The 18,077-nt window shown below is 38.8% G+C and carries 14 protein-coding genes and 1 tRNA gene; 9 read left to right on the forward strand and 6 right to left on the reverse strand.

The annotated features are described in order from the left end of the window. The first annotated feature begins 86 nt into the window (after nucleotides 1–86). On the forward strand, nucleotides 87–1,589 hold the full coding sequence (gene purH / locus RE471_RS08540; RefSeq protein WP_309214428.1) for a bifunctional phosphoribosylaminoimidazolecarboxamide formyltransferase/IMP cyclohydrolase: 1,503 nt from the start codon (nucleotides 87–89) through the stop codon (nucleotides 1,587–1,589). Here the strand turns inward: purH and RE471_RS08545 are convergent. Further along, entirely contained in the window at nucleotides 1,586–2,446 is an 861-nt protein-coding gene (locus tag RE471_RS08545; protein ID WP_309214429.1) for a presenilin family intramembrane aspartyl protease PSH, read from the reverse strand. The genes purH and RE471_RS08545 overlap by 4 nt on opposite strands. Continuing rightward, on the reverse strand, nucleotides 2,424–4,703 hold the full coding sequence (locus RE471_RS08550) for a DNA topoisomerase I (RefSeq protein ID WP_309214430.1): 2,280 nt from the start codon (nucleotides 4,701–4,703) through the stop codon (nucleotides 2,424–2,426). Before RE471_RS08550 ends, RE471_RS08545 begins: the two co-directional genes overlap by 23 nt. 124 nt (nucleotides 4,704–4,827) lie before the next feature. On the opposite strand from RE471_RS08550, the gene RE471_RS08555 reads away from it, so the two are divergent. Further along, nucleotides 4,828–5,103, forward strand: coding sequence for a hypothetical protein (locus RE471_RS08555; protein ID WP_309214431.1), 276 nt, complete (start codon nucleotides 4,828–4,830; stop codon nucleotides 5,101–5,103). Here RE471_RS08555 and RE471_RS08560 read toward each other — a convergent pair. Further along, nucleotides 5,100–5,492 (reverse strand): transferase, encoded by a 393-nt coding sequence (locus tag RE471_RS08560; RefSeq protein ID WP_309214432.1) that lies wholly within the window; start codon nucleotides 5,490–5,492, stop codon nucleotides 5,100–5,102. The genes RE471_RS08555 and RE471_RS08560 overlap by 4 nt on opposite strands. A 107-nt stretch (nucleotides 5,493–5,599) precedes the next feature. Between RE471_RS08560 and RE471_RS08565 the strand changes: the two genes are divergently transcribed. From RE471_RS08565 to RE471_RS08585, 5 genes are all read left to right on the forward strand, one after another. Further along, nucleotides 5,600–5,672 (forward strand) — tRNA-Val (locus tag RE471_RS08565). A 431-nt stretch (nucleotides 5,673–6,103) separates the two neighbouring features. Next, nucleotides 6,104–6,622, forward strand: coding sequence for a GNAT family N-acetyltransferase (locus RE471_RS08570; RefSeq protein WP_309214433.1), 519 nt, complete (start codon nucleotides 6,104–6,106; stop codon nucleotides 6,620–6,622). Nucleotides 6,623–6,889: 267 nt separating this feature from the next. Beyond that, complete coding sequence (locus RE471_RS08575; protein WP_309214434.1) at nucleotides 6,890–8,974, forward strand: glutamate synthase-related protein; 2,085 nt, start codon at nucleotides 6,890–6,892, stop codon at nucleotides 8,972–8,974. Further along, on the forward strand, nucleotides 8,971–10,869 hold the full coding sequence (locus tag RE471_RS08580) for a hypothetical protein (protein WP_309214435.1): 1,899 nt from the start codon (nucleotides 8,971–8,973) through the stop codon (nucleotides 10,867–10,869). Before RE471_RS08575 ends, RE471_RS08580 begins: the two co-directional genes overlap by 4 nt. A gap of 156 nt (nucleotides 10,870–11,025) precedes the next feature. Beyond that, a complete protein-coding gene (locus tag RE471_RS08585; protein ID WP_309214436.1) occupies nucleotides 11,026–11,475 on the forward strand; it encodes a hypothetical protein in 450 nt (149 codons plus the stop codon). Nucleotides 11,476–12,005: 530 nt separating this feature from the next. Here the strand turns inward: RE471_RS08585 and RE471_RS08590 are convergent. After that, nucleotides 12,006–13,196, reverse strand: coding sequence for an MFS transporter (locus RE471_RS08590; protein WP_309214437.1), 1,191 nt, complete (start codon nucleotides 13,194–13,196; stop codon nucleotides 12,006–12,008). Nucleotides 13,197–13,284: 88 nt separating this feature from the next. Beyond that, complete coding sequence (locus tag RE471_RS08595; protein WP_309214438.1) at nucleotides 13,285–14,436, reverse strand: cytochrome P450; 1,152 nt, start codon at nucleotides 14,434–14,436, stop codon at nucleotides 13,285–13,287. A gap of 112 nt (nucleotides 14,437–14,548) precedes the next feature. Between RE471_RS08595 and RE471_RS08600 the strand changes: the two genes are divergently transcribed. Together RE471_RS08600 and RE471_RS08605 are read left to right on the forward strand one after the other, a co-directional pair. After that, nucleotides 14,549–15,325 (forward strand): GtrA family protein, encoded by a 777-nt coding sequence (locus tag RE471_RS08600; RefSeq protein WP_309214439.1) that lies wholly within the window; start codon nucleotides 14,549–14,551, stop codon nucleotides 15,323–15,325. A 1-nt stretch (nucleotide 15,326) separates the two neighbouring features. Beyond that, a complete protein-coding gene (locus RE471_RS08605) occupies nucleotides 15,327–17,174 on the forward strand; it encodes a hypothetical protein (protein ID WP_309214440.1) in 1,848 nt (615 codons plus the stop codon). Here RE471_RS08605 and hemB read toward each other — a convergent pair. Further along, nucleotides 17,104–18,072: a porphobilinogen synthase gene (gene hemB, locus RE471_RS08610; protein ID WP_309214441.1), complete on the reverse strand. Its 969-nt coding sequence runs from the start codon at nucleotides 18,070–18,072 to the stop codon at nucleotides 17,104–17,106. The genes RE471_RS08605 and hemB overlap by 71 nt on opposite strands. Nucleotides 18,073–18,077: the final 5 nt, after the last annotated feature.

Below are 18,077 nucleotides of genomic sequence, written 5' to 3' on the forward strand. Positions count from 1 at the left end.
TTATTCAAAAATATTACTGTTAATAATTTTTATCCCATAGGGATTTATTTGCAATAAATATTTATCACATTTTTTAATATTGTAACATGAAGGCTTTTATCAGCGTTTATAACAAGACAGGATTGGTAGATTTTTTAAATGCCATCAGCTCCCAGCTGGATGGGATATACGGTACAGAGGGTACTGTCAGATACCTTAAGGATAATGGCATAGATGCTGTAAACTCATCAACACTCACAGGTTTCGATGACCTGCTGGGAGGCAGGGTCAAAACACTACATCCAGCAGTTTTTTCCGGGATCCTCTCAAAAAGGGACACAGAGAGCAATAAACAGCTGGAAAAATATGGCTATATGGATTTTGATATTTTGATCTGCAATTTATACCCATTTGTTGAGGCTTCAAAATCAAATGATTTGTCTAAAATGATAGAGAATATAGATATAGGTGGCCTTTCTCTAATCAGGGCAGCAGCCAAGAATTACATGAACGTTGCTGTCCTATCCGATCCGTCTGATTACGACACTGTAAAGAATTGCCTGAAAAAATCAGGGGAAATTGACATGAAAACCAGGGAAATGCTTGCTTTGCGTGCATTTTCAAGATCCGCGGACTATGATGTCCAGATATATAACAGGCTCTACAGGAGATTAAATGATAGCCAGCCGGAGGACCTATTCATACATGGATATGGAAGAACTGACCTGAGATACGGAGAAAATCCTGACCAGGAGGCATACATGTTCAAGACAGGTGAAACATACGGTATACCCAACGCTGTGCAGATAGGTGGAAAGGAACTTTCATATAATAATATACTCGATGCAAATGCTGCCCTGGAAACCGTACAGGATTTCGATGATATAACCTCAGTTATAGTAAAGCACAGAACCCCGTCAGGTGTTTCAAGCGCGGATACGCTCAGGGAAGCCTTCGTTAACTCCTACAATGCAGATCCTGAATCAGCATATGGATTTGTTGTGGCACTGAACAGAAAGCTTGATGTGGCAACTGCCAGGGAAATGCAGAAAAAATTCATTGAGGTACTTATAGCCCCTGATTTCGACAGCGAGGCTCTGGAACTGTTCAAAAAGAAGAAGAATATGAGGATACTTAAATGTTCCATGGAGAAAGACCCAGAAAAGGCAGTGTCATCTGTATCCGGCGGGGTTCTTTTACAGGACAGGCTGAAATGGGAGTATCCAAAGCTGGAATTAAAATCCAGCACAGAGGCGGATCCTGAAAAATACAGGGATCTGGAATTTGCCTGGAAGGTTGTTGCACATACAAAGAGCAATGCCATGGTACTGGCAAAAAACAGGACAACAGTTGGTATTGGAGCAGGGCAGACATCCAGAATAGAATCATTGAGAATTGCCATAGAGAGGGGAGGAGAGAATGTTAAGGGCTCTGTTCTTGCGTCAGATGCATTCCTTCCATTTGACGATTCTGTTATAGAATGTTATAAACATGGAATTGATGGAATTATCCAGCCTGGGGGGTCAATCCGTGATGAGGACGTCATAAAACGCTGCAACGAATATAAGATACCACTGTACTTTACAGGGAAGAGGGTGTTTCTCCATTAAATCATTATAATTGATAAAGCCACCAGGAATCCCAGTATGGCACCTGTATTGATAAATGGCAGGCCTGGTGCGGGTTTCCCCCTGCTGAAAAAGAACAGGAATATGAGAGCCCCGATGGCACCTGCAAGTGTCAGTACTGCAAATAATATGGAATGCGCCGGGTTATAAATAAAGGATGACACTATGAGTATTTCAGGTATTGCCATATCTCCGAATCCCAGCATTATAATGGCCTGATCCCCACGATTTTCGAATGTAAGATCCTTCATTCTGAGATTTTTTGAGGATGGAAGCATGAACATAAGCGGGAACTGGTTATCCACTGCCGCCCTTGCAAGAGTTACCATATGCTTCGTTTTATATACCGAGATATAGTCATAAACAGCAAAAACAATGAGAAGGGTTATTGCTATCTCGGGCCTCAGGAGTATCCCCAGTATACCTGCTGCCCCTGATATCATTATTACGCCTGCTGCATCTGTTACGTACCATTCATTCCTGAATATAAGCATGTATGCGAAGAACACTGTAATTACGCCTATTATAAGATAATATTCTGTTAGGTTAACTGCAACTATACTGGCAATTATGGATGCCACCAGGAATATCATGTATAGCACAAGTATAAGAAACACAATTTTCATAATGCCTGCATGTTTCTTAACAATGTAAAGTGCAGCTGCTGTGAATATGACAATAAAGACAATGTAATAAAGAACGAATACAAAGGATATGCCACTGGATTCGTTCGCTATCTCCGGAACTGCCTGAAGATAGGATGATATAAGTAGTCCAAATGCCGTTGAGATAAGGAAAAGTACTATTCCGAAAATCTCACTGTTTATTTTTTTGCTCACTCTTTTCACTTTTATCCTTTCCGTTGTATTCACACTTCATATTGGGGCAGAACTTCCATTTGCGTTTTCCATTTACCATGATAAGCAGTGGGGCATTGCAGTAGGGGCAGGTTTCTCCTGTGCTCATTATTACTCCTTTCTGTGGGAGTGGATATGTAACAGTGCATTTCGGATAATTTGAGCATCCCAGGAATCTTTTGCCGTACCGTGACTGCCTGATGATAAGGTCTCCGCCATCAGAGGGGCATTTCCCCACTGTTATCTTTTTCTGGTTGTACTCGCATTTTGGGTCTATGCATCTGTACTCTGGAGACTGCCCCTTTCTGATTATCTTTATAATAGGCAGTGAGCATACATCACACTTTTTATCGGTCATCTGTATCAGGCCGGTGGCGTTTACATTGAAGTTTATCCTGCAATTTTCGTTGGAACATTTAATTTTTGAAAAATTCCTGTATTTTATCAGGGATATATCCCCGCCGTCCAGTGGGCATTTACCGATTACATCGCCCTTATTGGCATATGACGTTATGGTTTCTTTTATTTCATCACGGTTTATTCTGAAACCTTTCAAGGCATCATGAAGCATCTGCCTGGACTCATTTACCACTTCATCAATCCTTTTTTTGTTTTCTGCTATTTTATCCATTTCTGCTTCCAGGGCTGCAGTCATGTCCGGCTTCGCTATGTCTGAATCTATTACAGTTATGGATTTTATGAATCCGATCCCCAGCGGAGTGGGTTTCAATGGATTTCCAGTTGCAAAATTTCTGTCATTAAGTTTCTGTATAATATCGTGCCTGGTACTTTTTGTACCGAGATTCAGTGATTCCATAATTTTAAGGAGGGATGCCACATCATATCTCCGGGGCGGTTCCGTGTATTTTTCCTCCATATCCCATTTCTTTCCCTTAACAGTCTCTCCAACAACCAGTTCTGGCAGGCTGGTTTCCCGGAGTTTTCTATATTTGTATATGTCAAACCATCCATTATCAAGAATTTTTTCACCGGAGGATTTGAAATTGTAGCCATTGATATCTATCTCTGCATCAGATTTTTTTATCAATGCATTCTTATAGAGTGTGGCAAGGAATCTCCTGACTATGAGCTCATAAATATTTTTGTATGCCCCGGTAAGGGCTTTCTTTGGATATGATACTGGATATATGGGGGGATGATCCGTGGTTTCAACCTTTCCCTTGGATGGGTACATCTTCTCCTGGGAAAGAACCATCTTTGCCTCATTATCGAATTCGGTTCCCTCAAACTTTTTTACAATGCTTTTCAATGGTATCGACCGCTGGTAAACAGTGTTATCTGTCCTTGGATAGCTTATGAGCCCACTCATATATAGCTTTTCAGCAATTTTCATTGCATTTGATGGGGTGACACCGATTCTGGATGCCTCCCTAAGGAAATCCGTTGTGCTGAATGGAGGTGGCCTGTATACTTCTTTTTTCTCGATCTTATATGATTTTACTGTTCCATTATTACCATTTATGGAATTGAATATTTTATTTGCTTCTTCCTCATCCTTTATGTTTTCTTCATACGTGCCGGGAAAATCTATACCCTTATTGAACGTTACAGTTATAACAAAATATTTCTCCGGGACAAAATTCGTGATTTCTTCCTCACGGTTTACCAGAATGGCAAGTGTTGGGGTCTGCACACGGCCTACTGATATAAAGTCCTTCCACAGGCGATTGCTTGTTACTGAAAAAAATCTGGTGAGTACAGCCCCCCAGAGCAGGTCAATCTCCTCCCTGGCCTTTGCCGAATCAGCCAACCCGTAATTCACATCCAGTAAGTTGTCAAATGCCTCCTTTACCTCCTGCGATGTCAGGGCGCTGAACTTTGCCCTCTTGATTTTGGTATAGCCAGGTTCTATGAATTTAAGGGCCTCCACACCGATTAGTTCTCCCTCCCTATCATAATCCGTGGCAATTACAATGTTGTCTATGCCGGAAAATGATTTTAAGGCCGAGGAGGCACGCTGATTTGTGACTTTATATATTATACTGGAGTCAATGAGCCGGTCCAGGTCAGATTTTGCCCAGTCCCTGAATTCCTCCGGAAAATCTGCACCCAGTATATGCCCGCTCAGTGATACCATTATATTCTGTTCGTTATTTCTTTCAAATTCTATGTAGCTAATATTTTTGACCTTCTTCTGCCTGGATGTTTTATCAGAAAGTATGTAGGAAATTCTTCTACCTGCATCCATCTTCTCTGCAATAATCAAATTGAGTACCAAAGTAATCTACTAACAATTAACAATACTAAATAAATATTTTTAATGGTGTCTAACTTTTGTACAATTCGAAAATTAAAAAAATTTTAAGCAATATTTAAATATACCATTTGACTATATATTATATATGACAGAAGTAATTGTTATACATAAATGGAAAGATGAGCAGAAAAACGATGTAATGAAATTTGCCACAACAATAATGGATATGGCAAAATCAAAGAAGTTGCCTGCAGGACTAAAACTGGAAGAATTATTCCTTGGGCAGAAAGAAAATGAGGCAGTTTGCAGATGGGACGTTGATACACTTGACCATCTGATGGAAACCGCAAAATCAATGAAGCCAACCTGGGAAATACAGGCCATAGAAGTTGACCAGAAATTCAAGAAAGGATTGTTCTAAGTTTTTTTGTGCTTTTTTGGAGGTATGCCCAGATGTGTGGCATATTCCTCAATTTTTTGTATCTGTTCCTTATGAAGACCGAAAAATATACCTTTTCCCTTTCCACGAACATATAATTTTCCCTCAAGATTAATAATATTGCCGAGAACTCTGCTTACAATAATTATTTCATGTCCTTTCACTGGGATCCTTACTTTATCTGAATTCCATGCAACCTCAGGATAATCACTGTGCCTGGGCGGCAATATCCTATTAAATTTTCTGTCCTCCACGTCTATATGGGTAACTCTTGCCCTGCCATGACCCTTTACATGAATGAATACAATCGCATTTTCCATTTTTTCCCCGTCCAGAAATATGTCCGCCGGGACCATTATTTTGCCAGGCATCCTATTCAATGAATACTGAAATAATATTTAAACCGCAGCAGTAGATTTTAGTCCTACAGAAAAAGCAGAAAAAAAGGTTATTATATTATTAAATACTTATCCAGTAAGGGCTCGTAGTCTAGTGGTTATGATACCGCCCTTACAAGGCGGTGGTCACCGGTTCAAATCCGGTCGGGCCCATTGCAACTTTCATTTTCAAACATTACAAATTGAGTTATAAAATGGGAAATATAATTTATTTTTGTTCTTTCCTTTGCATGTTCTGGTTTGGTTTTTAAGAAGATATCAATAGTTAGATAAATGTAACTGCCCTTTTTCTGATCTGGTCAATTGATACGAACTAAGATAATAAGAAGATTTCAAATATTAGTACCATGAGAAGATATAAGGATAATTCAATAACCATGAGTAAAAAGTTACAAAGACCCACAAATAGACTGATCATAATTTCCAATAACTCCAGGCAGGTAACTGCATTCTAAACGGAAATAATAGATGCGTTTGATTTGACTCTATTTGCTGAGCTGGTTCAAAGTATAATATAAATTAAAATGTTGAGGCCATAATAAACGTTTTATAAATCCTTATTTATTCTTTTCAGATGCGCTGCGGTGAATGATAATAAAACAAATCTAGAGGAAATCAAAATTAGGAAAATAGATAATTGTAGATGGTCTGAATTTCAGGCACTTCGCCTTGAGGCACTCAAAACAGTTCCAGAAGCATTTGGCAGTTCTTATGAGGATGAATATTCTTTCCAGGAAGAAGTGTGGAGCTCTAGAATGCCAAATATGTTATTTGCAATTTACCGAGACTCCATTATTGGCATGGTGGGTTTAAAAATTAGAATTAGACCAAAAACAAAACACATTGCAGATATATTCAGTTTTTATGTCAGTGAAAAATATCAGGGAAATGGCGTTGGGTCAAAACTCATGGAGGAAGCTATTCACCTGATAAGGAAAAATCCTGAGGTAAGAAAAGTAAGTTTAAGTGTTTGTTGTGCTATGGAAACAGCCATACACCTATACCGTAATTTTGGTTTTCTGGTCTCTGGTACACTGGTTAAGGAATTAAACGTCAATGTTAAATTTTATGACGAATTCATAATGGAAAAAGTTCTTTGGTAGGTTAAATGTGACGAGATATTATATGGAAGTCAAATAGTCTCTAATTAGAAATTTCAATAGAAAAATAAATTTTCGTGTAGATATAATCATTGCCTTATATCTAAATATCCTGATATATTTGACATAATCAGAATAGCTCCATTATCTGATTCCAATTCATCTATAAAAGTAAAATAAATTACCTCAATGCATATTTTACCTAAAAAAATAATAAATACAATTCAATTACAAAATTATATATAGAAAGACAATAACTATCATTCCATCATGAGTGGAGTTATTGCCAATTATATAAAAATACCACAGAGACACACTAAAGATTTCTGGTCTATAGAAAAAATCAATCATATAAGATCTCTTTCAAACTCACCTGAAGCTTCTGAAATTTTTGAGAAAAATCCAGGTAGTTTAAGAATACTGGACAGGATTGGCTTCAGGAATAATATAACTAAAGGCCCCATAAAATCAGGAGCCAATACAGAAGCATCGCTGGCTGGAGTGAATCTTTCAGTTCCTGTTTATCTTGGTGATATGTCATACGGCGCCCTCAGCGGAAATCCAAATATTGCCATAGCAAAAACTGCTGAGATAACCAGAACCATGGCAGGAACCGGTGAAGGAGGGCTTTATAAATCCGTGGCAGATACAAAGAGAATATTTGTCCAGTGGGCATCTGCCAGATTCGGGGTAAGTGCTAATGAGTTAAAATCAGGTGCAGGCATAGTTATCAAGATAGGGCAGGGCGCAAAACCTGGAATAGGTGGGCATTTGCCTGGGAATAAGGTAACCCATGATATTTCAGTTGCGAGAAAAATTCCTGAGGGAATTGATGCAATTTCCCCTGCACCACATCATGATATATATTCCATAGAGGATCTTGCACAGCGGATAGAAGCACTAAAAATAATGTCTGATAAACCCATTTATGTGAAGGTTGCTGCAACCAATTATATACCTTACATAGTAACAGGAATAGCAAGATCCGGGGCAGCAGGGGTTATTATTGATGGACATGGGGCGGGAACAGGTGCTGCCCCGGTAACAGTGCGGGATAGCCTGGGGATACCTATAGAAATGGCTGTGGCCTCCTCCCATAATATTCTTGTTAAAGAAGGCCTGAGAAAGAATTTCAGCATAATCGCTGCGGGGCAGGTTGCTGATTCCACAGATGCAATGAAGCTATATGCACTGGGCGCAGATGTGGTAAGCCTCGGAACATCCGCATTGATAGCAATGGGATGTGTTATGGTACGTAAATGCAATCTCGGATACTGCCCTGCAGCCCTTACCAACAAGGCAGATAATAGAACTTTGATAGATTTGGATTTTGGAATACAGAACTTGGTTAATTTCGTTAATGGCTTTAAAATGGAAATAGCAGAGATGATGTCCTGTCTCGGAATAAAAAACATGGAAGAATTGATTGGAAATACAGATATTTTATACGGTGAAGGACTTTCTGAAAACACCTTAGAGGTGCTGGGAATTAGCTCCCCGTCACCTCAAAATTTAGGCTTCAAGCAGGGAGCATTCTATCCGGATAAAAAATACATTAATGAACTTATGATTAAGGGAGAACCGGTAATAAGCAGCATGGGAAGCAATGCACCTCCAGACGTTGAATTGCCCTCCAGGATAATTGACTGGCTTAGACTTGATGGCGCACAGGTTACCAGGCCATCCATAGATCCTTACAGGGAGGATATAAATCTTAATTTCTCCCTGTGTGGTGGATCAATAAACATATCGATGCCTGTATTTATTAAGGTTAGTGGCGCGGATGTAGAAATAAAAAATGCGCTTTCATGGGCTGCCATGTTCACGGGAACTATGATTGTTGATGATCAGCCCCAGAAAGAATTTAAAAGTATTTCCATAACTGGAAACACTGTGTACAGATATAAAAAACACAGTTACTCCATGGTTAATGAACATTATTATTCGGCTGATGGCTTTGTTATCAGGCAGGATGATAATATGGAAATAAGTATAGCAGGGCTGGACCAGGAATTAAAGAGAAGAGGTATACGGGAAAACTATGATATTATAGCGGAAATTGATCGTTTAAGGAACACCGGGGACATAGTTAAGTATCTTGCTCTTGGTTGCGACTCTTTAATAATTTCATATAAAATATTTGAAGAGGGATTGAATAACAGTTACAGGAACCTCAGAGAAAAAGCCGTTAACTTTCTTTTAGGCATGAAAAAAGAAATTAGCCTGATTTCTGGAGCAATGGGTATAGCCAATTTACAGTATTCTATTGTTGGGAATACTGAATTACTTAGAGCCATAAATCTTGATAATACCATAGCAAAAAAAATAAATGTGGCGGAGGCAGGATCAACATGAACTACATACCTTCAAGTTGCGGCCTTTTTGGAATAATGAGAAAAAAAGAATCCGGTAAAATTCCCGGGAGTATTCCCGTGAAATGCCTGGATTATATAAGGTACCGCGGTAGTGATAAGGGTTCTGGATACGCATCATTTAACTTAAACGATACCAATAGCTTTACGGTTAAAATATTTTACAATGATGAGGAGGAGAAACTACGGACATTGCTTCAGGAACACGGAATAGGGATAAATAGTTCATACATGGAAAAAGGCAGGTCAATAAAAAGCTGCTGTTATGATATAGCCTTTGAAGACAGCAGGTCCCTGGATGAGGTTAATGCAGCACTGTGGAATGAAGGTAATGGAAGATTGTACAGTGCAGGAAAATCACTCCTTGTGTACAAAGGTGTCGGATATCCTGATGCGGTGGGTGACGAGTATGCTTTAAATGAAAAGAATGCAGATATGTGGCTGGCCCATACCAGGCAGCCCACAAATTCTCCGGGATATTTACCCTACTGGTCACATCCATTTTCCACATTTAATATTGCAATAGTGCACAATGGCGATATAAGTTCATTCGGAGCCAACAGGGAGTACCTGAAATCAAGGGGAGTAACAAGCTTTGTTGGTACTGACAGTGAGGTGATAGCCCATATTTTTAGGGAGCTGATAGGAGAATATGATCTCATTACTGCATTAAAAATAATGTCAGGAAATATGGATGACCCGGAGATTAGGTATAAAACACGGGGATGTGTGCTGGATGGGCCCTATACACTTATAATAGGTTACGATGATGGACATGATATATACATGATTGCAATGGCGGACAGGACTAAGCTCAGGCCTGCCATACTCGGCGAGGATGAAAACAATGTTTTTGTAGCCAGTGAGGAAAGCCAGATAAGAATTATAAGCCCAGAGGCTAAAATATGGACTCTCGAACCCGGATCATTTTTTATATCTTCAATGAGAAATGGGATAATAAAATATGGAAGGAAAAATTTGAAAACTAGAGGGAAAGTACATAAAATAAAGAAAAAGGGAATTGATGCTAGAAATATAGAGTATAATAGACTTGATAGTGAGATAATTAGGTTTATGGATAACAGTGTGCATATAAATAATGTGGCAGGTCACAGGCATATAGGCATAACGTTTCCTGATAAACACCGCAATATTACATTGTACGGTAATGCAGGAAATTGCCTCATGAACCTTAATGAGAATAATAACGTAACCGTGAGGGGCAATGTGGCTGATGATTGCTGTGATTCCATGAGCGGAGGCATGCTAAAAATATTTGGGGAGGCTGGCGATGTACTTGGACAGGCGCTCAGTGGAGGAAGAATATATGTGGAGGGGAATGTTGGAAATAGAGCATGCATCCAGATGAGAGAATATGGAAGTTCTATACCCTGTGTTGTTATAAATGGAAAATTCGATGATTATCTCGGGGAATATATGGCAGGGGGTACAATTATAGTCCTATCTAATAGCAGTAGAAATTTTGGAAAGTATATCGGATCTGGTATGCTTGGTGGCAAAATATTTATCAGAGGGAGGGTCAAAAGCCAGAATATAGGAGTGCAGCCATCGAATCTGATCAAATCAGGGATGTTAAAAGCACTGAAAATTGCCGGCATAATTGAAAACGCCCAGTATAATAAAATGATGAAAGAAAATTTTATCGATATAATTAGAGAGCTGCCGGAAGATGCACAGATCTATGCCAGAAAATATTATTCAGGACATCAAATACCTGATTATGAATACAGAAGTCTTTCTTCTGGGGAAAAACATGACTTAAAGTCTATTATTCATGATTTTGATAGCGAAATAGGAAAAAATAGTTTAAAATACCTGAATGATAAATTCACTGTTATAAGGTCCAGGAAAGTTTGATTCCCTGAAAAACTTTAGCATCTGTTCTATATTTTTATCTATATTTAGAGAAAATTCAAAAAAGAACTCCATTCCGAATATCAAATGCTATTTATTGGAACTATGCTTAGAATAAATAAAACAAATCATTTATATCCATATTGCTGATTATATTAAATGAAGAATGAAAATTTCTTTTGCGAGATAACAAAGAGCGAAATGGGATTCGATCAAGATGTGTTTTTATATTTTTCAATGATGGATTACCTTACTGCTTTGACCGCCGAAATTAAAAATTTAGACCCTAAATATGAACATTACGATGACATACTGGATATAGCATGGATACTCCCGGACGACCATTATAAAAACTTAAAAATACTAAGTGAAATAGATATTGAAAAATATAAGGATTATAGAAAGGAAACTCCTGAGATTTTGAAGAAATGTGGTGAGGCTTCAATAATGCTTTATAAGGCATACTCGGAGGCAAGGATTGCATTGAATTATTTTGTTAAAATTTCAAAGGACAAGAGATTTGAAAAATACTTTAATGATGAAAACCTTGTTATTTTAAAAAATCTGAAAAATTTTTATCTGGCAAGATTCTATGACCTTAATATATAAAATTTTAATTAACATGCTTTACATTTTTACCTCTTCCTTCCATTTAACCCACGTTTGTCATATTATATTTTGAAGCAATTATGGATATAATGTTATCTGATATTTTTATCCTGTATTTTAACAGGAATTTCTTTATGGCCAGTGAAGCTGATAATGTTTTTGTCACTTCTGATTTTTAAAAGAATTTCCTACATTCTATTATATTTCTTTCCATTTCCTGCATAATCAATTCCCTCCATACTGATGGCAATTTTAGCATATTTTATTCCCCTGGCCTTTACTGACAATGGTTTATCAATGACAGTTCAGTAGGTGCTCTTCTTCTTGTTTTATGATGTATTTTATCTTCCGGCTTTTTAATTTGTTCTTAATATATTAATTTTAATATTATATATACCTTCACAGGAACTCAATTCAGGATATCATACTGAGGTTATGATTTTAAACACTTTATTTATGATGCAATAAAACCATGGAATTTGGAGAAAAATAATTATATTAACTCCAAAAACCACGAGATATTTTAAAATTCATACCTGTGTATTTATTTTTGGCACGCCCAGAAGGTCGTTATCCTTCCAGTACTTTATGTATATAATAATTATAGAGATCACGACAGGAAGTATCAGCAGTGCAAATGTTTTTTCAAAACCTATATACGGTATTATCGCTGCAAATATTAACGGTATTACCATGAAAAGGCTCATATTATAAGCATAATAATATGAATTAACAGCGTTTCTCTCCTCAATTGATGAACCCCTTGAAATCTCCACGGTGGATACAGGGAATATAGACCCGTGGGGTATGCCCAGTAACATCATTACAGCCACAAACGCTGTATAATCTGGAAGGAAAGGAAATAATATAAGGGCAAAAACAGTGATAGCTGGTGCGAAGATAAGTGGATGCCTTAGGTTTTTGAATGGCCTGATGCTGATATATATCCTTGTGAACATTGACACCGCAAAAAAGAAAACAAATGGCAGATAAGCCATGTAGCTGCTGACGTGGAACCTTGTCTGGGCAAATATTGCAAGGAAAACTGTAAGTGCTGCAAATGGAACATTATAAGTTGTAATTGTTAGTATGGAGGAAATAAATCCCTTATTCTTTCTTATAAATGTGCCATGGGTTTCCTTTTTATTCTCAGGGAATTCCATGAAAAATGATGTGAATATGCCGATAAGGCCCAGGGGTGCAAAAAATAAAAATAATGTTCTGTAACTTATTATTGTAAGTAAGTAGGTCTCAAGGCTCGGGCCGAAAACCAGACTGAAGCTCAATCCTACTGAGTATATTGCAAGAAGCCTCTCCCTGCCTGTTTTGTCCGGATACAGTGTAGCGGATGTCACAATATTGGGCAGAATTATTCCATATGCAAGCCCGATGACAAATGAGATTATGAACACGCTGATATCTCCAGAAAAATAATATGAAATCATAAGTGCTGTTAAAACAAAATTTGCAACTATGAACATCCTCTTTCTCAGGACAGACCCCATGAGTGGATTGATAAATAGAGTGGCCAGGACTGTTCCGAGATATATTATAGCGGTAACCAGTGCTGTACCTATATATGAAAAATCCAGTATGTATTTTGAATATAGTGGCACAGTGGTAACCACCATATTATTTGTGCTTCTCATTGATATGGCCATAAGAATCAATATTACAGAATAAAGGATAAAGAGCTTTCTGCCCGGAACCTGTTTGTTCATGAAAGTCCAGTACACAATTTTATAAAGTCATTGGGCTGTAGCGCAAAATTTAAAAGCCTGTGCTGGAATTTATATAATATAAAATGCCTCACATATTCCTGAATTCCGGTTTTATAAGCATTTTTCTGAACCCATACATTATATCGCTGTCCAGCCGGTCCTGGGGTGAGGGAATTTTTACATCATATGATATTATCTCCCTGGAGAACTCTTCCAGTGCAATCTGTGCCTCCATTCTGGCAAGGGGTGCGCCGAGGCAGAAGTGTATCCCCTGGCCAAAGGCTATATGCCGTTTTGCCTCCCTGTGAGGGTTAAATATTTCTCCATCTGGGAATATGCTTTCATCCCTGTTGGCTGATCCTATATACAGGCATAGTATGTCATCCTTCAGGATTTCTATACCGCTTAATTCGGTATCAACCTTTGCATAACGCCTGGTTGACTGCACAGGAGACCGGTATCTAAGGGTTTCCTCAACCACAGATGGTATGATATCCGGATTGGCTACCATCTCACTGTAAACCCCTCCTGATTCATATATTGATAAAAGCGCGTTTGTGATTAGATTCGTGGTAGTTTCATTTCCTGCAACTAATAGCAGGATTGCGAATCCAGCTATTTCCCTGTCAGTGAGCTTCCTGCCATCTATCTCAACCCGTGAAAGCCTGCTTATAAGGTTATCCTTCTTTCCCTCCCTATCAATTTTCCCGTAAAAGTAATCCGCCATCTCAAACTGTGTCTCTATATCAGGCCCCCTCCCAAGGGATGTGGCAAGCTTATCTGACCAGTTCCTGAAAAGATCAGAATCGGATTGAGGCACGCCGAGCATCTCTGATATAACAGTAATAGGAAGTAGGTAGGAAAGCCCTGTTACAGCATCCTGCCATTCATTGTTCTTCATATTTTTAATGAGCCCGGAGGCTATTTTTCTTACACGACCCCGGTACGATTCTATTGTTGCGGGTGTGAACGCATCGCTTACGAGATTTCTGAGGGTTGTGTGTAAGGGTGGGTCCAGTATAAGTATGCTTGGAGTTGTCTTCTGGTTCATCATCTCGGCCATTTCCCCTCCAAGCAGGTCCCTGAACTGGGAAGAGAAAATCCGGTAATTGGATAGTACCGATGTGATATCCTTATATCTGAAAACATGAATTGTATTTCCGGATCTGGCGACAGGCAATTCGTTCCTCATCCTTTTATACCATTCAAATGGCTCCTCGGTGTAATCTGGTATGTACATATTTTAAAATACTCAGGGTGTATATTACACTTATCAATGTTACATCAGAAAAATTACCGGCATATTTTTTCAATCCATAAAAATAAAAAGGATTGTATTATTAACTCCCTAGATGATCCAGAAATATAGCAATGGTAAGCCAACCTACAATGATGATTTTGATTATATATTGGTATCAAACGTCAAGATAGAGGGTGATAGGCGTGATGCCATTGTTAATTCTGCCTATTCAGCGAATGACGATATTGTATTACTTTTTGGAAAACAGGGGCTGCTCACATTCATATATGGAATTCTGATAAAACTGTCACTGTCAGTTAAAAGAGGGAAAATGCTTCCTTTCGGTACAGTTTATTCCAGAAATGCCTACGATTATCTTATATCTAAAAATCTGACCCCGGAGCCCGGGAAGAATATGGTTCTTGGAAATGCCATGCTTCTAAAAAACAGAAGTTTTCAGTATAATATTGTGAATACCGGCATTATATGCAGGGACACCATAACATTCGGGGATTTCCTTGACCTAACCATAAGAAGGGGAAACATGTTCAAATATGTCCTTGTGGGCATATCAGGCGTTATAGTGAATGAGGCCATACTTCTAATGCTCCACGGCATCATTGGAAGGGATTTGAGTATTCTGCCGGCCATTGAGATATCCATTATCTGGAACTTTATTCTCAACAATAAGTTTACATTCGGCGGGAGGGGACATTTCTATATGAGGCTGGCAAAATACAATGCATTTAACCTTATAGGCTTCGGTGCAAACCTGGGAGTTTACTATTCTGCACTGTTCTATAAAACTAATATATATGTTGCTGATTTTCTTGGCATACTGGTTGCATTTATAATTACTTATACAACGGCTACTCTTATAGTGTGGTAACATGGAAAAATATGGGGAGGAGAGGCTTCAGCGGATAATATTAAACGAAACTGCCACTATCCTTATTCTCTGCGCATTTGTTTCTTTCGGGCTTTTCGGTTATTTGAACATATACGCTATAATCCTTGAAACATTTCTGCTGCTGGTTTCTGTGCTAATTCTGGCTGTATCAAATTTGAACGGACATATAAAATCACGGATCCTGTACCAGCAAGCATTCCTTTACTCTGTAATGATCCTCGTCGACCTTGCCATCGCCATGGCCATTCCTGGCACAGCCATGAAAATAATACTTGAAGCTCTGGCCACAGCATCATTACTGTTCGTGTCGTATGAATTTTACAAGAACCCTACAATGTATGATTTCCTTAAGGATAGGGCACCCATCGTCAGGCCAGTTTACATCATAATCGCAGTAGCATTCCTTATAGCAGTATCGGCAATTTCTGTAATATTTGTATTTGAACCTACAGATGAATTCCTTATAGACCTATATTCTGCCATGAAGTTTCTACATGGATTTAATCCCTATAATCCTGCGGTAACAGAAGGGGTTTTTTCATATTTTAAAACGTTTAACCTTGACCTGAACGTGACCCCAACAATGTCGGGAAAGGATATTACACTGCAGGGATATCCGGCACTGGCATTTCTGATCTACATACCATATGTCTACATTGGAAAGTTTGCAAATATAATAATATCTATAATATCCTTTATACCATTTATACTTGTATACCTAAAATTCAGGGATAAAAATATAGCACTTTATGCCATGCTCTCCATTTTACTTAATGTTATATTCCTTTACAGTGCGGCATTCTCACTGATAGGGCTTGTATGGGTTGTGTTCCTCATGGCTTCATATTACCTGAGGCAAAAGCCGGTTTACTCCGGACTGTTCTTCGGGCTATCCCTGTCGGCAAAGCAGTTTCCTGCATTCATGTTTCCATTCATGTTTTACATGATTTACCGTGAGAATGGACTGAAAGAGGCGGTAAAGTGGACAGTTTCAGCATTTATCCTTTTCATGACCATAAATGGCTATTTCATTGCAAGGTCTCCTGTACTGTATTTCAGGGACATAATGTCATCTGAAACCATGGGATTGATTGGTATAGGATTCGGCCCCTCACAGCTATCTTTCCTGAACCTTATACATATACCACCTGATTTTTTTACGGCACTCCTGATTACTTCATTTCTGTTTCTTCTTTCAATGTACATTGTGCATTATGATACGCTGAAATTCACATTATTTGTTTTTCCTCTATTTATTATGATATTCAACTACAGGCTACTTATAACATATGTGGCATTCTGGCCCATAATATCGGTGATCTCCATAGAGGATATTGACTATAAGAGAAAGCTTAGGATCGATAAAAGGGCGTTGAAGCGTTATGCAGTGTATGCAGTAGCAGTTTTGATAGCTGTCATGGTTATAGGCGCCTATTATAATTCCACAGCACATGATCCTGTAAGGATAGATTCGGTGCATATGGTTTTAAACCATGGAAATGCCAGCGGGATCATGGTTAACGTAACATATACCGGTAGTGCACCGGAGGCCCTGTATTTCAGGGGGATAATCAACGAAACAAATTACAATGGCCTGCTGTTCAATTACTCTGGGAATGTTATTAATAATGGAAAATCAACAATAATGCTTTATCCTGTCCGAGGTGAGGTTATACCGGATAATACAACCCTGGATTTAATTGCCTATAATGGCACTATACAGGGTTCAGCTGCATATAGGGTAACGAACTGGAATGTCACAGCTTACCATGATTTGCTATATAATCCTCCGCAAAATAGGTTATCACTAAGTCAGAGCCTGCCCTGAACAGGGATGTAAGTGCCTCCATTGCGGTATCAGGTGCGAGAAGGCCAGAGGCTATGGCATTCTTGATCATGCTGTATTCTCCGCTTACCATGTATGTTGCAAGTGGCATGTTATAGTATTCCTTTGCACGGTAAATCATATCAAGATAGAATAATGCAGGCTTTACCATTATAACATCGGCGCCCTCCTGTATATCAAGGTCTATTTCCCTCATGGCCTCATTTCCGTTATGGTAATCCATCTGGTAGCTCTTCCTGTCCCCGAATTGCGGGGTTGAATCAGCCGCATCCCTGAATGGCCCGTAGAGATTGGATGCAAATTTAGAGCTGTATGCCATGATCAGTGTATTTACGAAACCTTCCCTATCCAGGGCATCCCTAATGGCACCAACCTGGCCGTCCATCATACCCGAGGGTGCAACCATATCAACACCGGCTTCAGCATAGCTTAGAGCCTCCCTGCCATAAATTTCAAGAGTCTTATCGTTATTTACATAGCCGTTTTCTATTACACCGCAGTGGCCCGTATCTGTATACTCGCAGAGGCAGAGGTCTGCAATGGTATTCAGGGATGTATTTTTCTTTGCGGATGCTATTGCCCTCTGAACTATGCCGTTCCTATCGTATGATGATGTGCCGCATGAGTCTTTTTTCGCCGGTATGCCGAAAATTATAATATTCTTGACGCCAATTTCCTCAAGATGCATTATATATTTTTCATATTCAGAAATGGAGTACCGGTAAATGCCTGGCATGGATTTAATAGCCGTTTTACTTTTCTCGGTTTCATCAACAAAGACCGGCATTATGAGCTTATCAGGATTTATGCTGGTCTCCCGGAACATATTTCTGATATTGCCGTTTAATCTGTATCTTCTTAATCTTTCAACAGGGAACATATCCC

This window comes from Ferroplasma sp. (genome assembly GCF_031200575.1).
GTDB lineage: Archaea > Thermoplasmatota > Thermoplasmata > Thermoplasmatales > Thermoplasmataceae > Ferroplasma.

Coding starts and splice junctions, on each gene's coding strand:
- RE471_RS08590 (WP_309214437.1), bottom strand. CDS start 13,196: ATGAACAAACAGGTTCCGGGCAGAAAGCTCTTTATCCTTTATTCTGTA.
- RE471_RS08580 (WP_309214435.1), top strand. CDS start 8,971: ATGAACTACATACCTTCAAGTTGCGGCCTTTTTGGAATAATGAGAAAA.
- RE471_RS08555 (WP_309214431.1), top strand. CDS start 4,828: ATGACAGAAGTAATTGTTATACATAAATGGAAAGATGAGCAGAAAAAC.
- RE471_RS08600 (WP_309214439.1), top strand. CDS start 14,549: ATGATCCAGAAATATAGCAATGGTAAGCCAACCTACAATGATGATTTT.
- RE471_RS08585 (WP_309214436.1), top strand. CDS start 11,026: ATGAAGAATGAAAATTTCTTTTGCGAGATAACAAAGAGCGAAATGGGA.
- RE471_RS08575 (WP_309214434.1), top strand. CDS start 6,890: ATGAGTGGAGTTATTGCCAATTATATAAAAATACCACAGAGACACACT.
- RE471_RS08560 (WP_309214432.1), bottom strand. CDS start 5,492: ATGCCTGGCAAAATAATGGTCCCGGCGGACATATTTCTGGACGGGGAA.
- RE471_RS08595 (WP_309214438.1), bottom strand. CDS start 14,436: ATGTACATACCAGATTACACCGAGGAGCCATTTGAATGGTATAAAAGG.
- purH (WP_309214428.1), top strand. CDS start 87: ATGAAGGCTTTTATCAGCGTTTATAACAAGACAGGATTGGTAGATTTT.
- RE471_RS08605 (WP_309214440.1), top strand. CDS start 15,327: ATGGAAAAATATGGGGAGGAGAGGCTTCAGCGGATAATATTAAACGAA.
- hemB (WP_309214441.1), bottom strand. CDS start 18,072: ATGTTCCCTGTTGAAAGATTAAGAAGATACAGATTAAACGGCAATATC.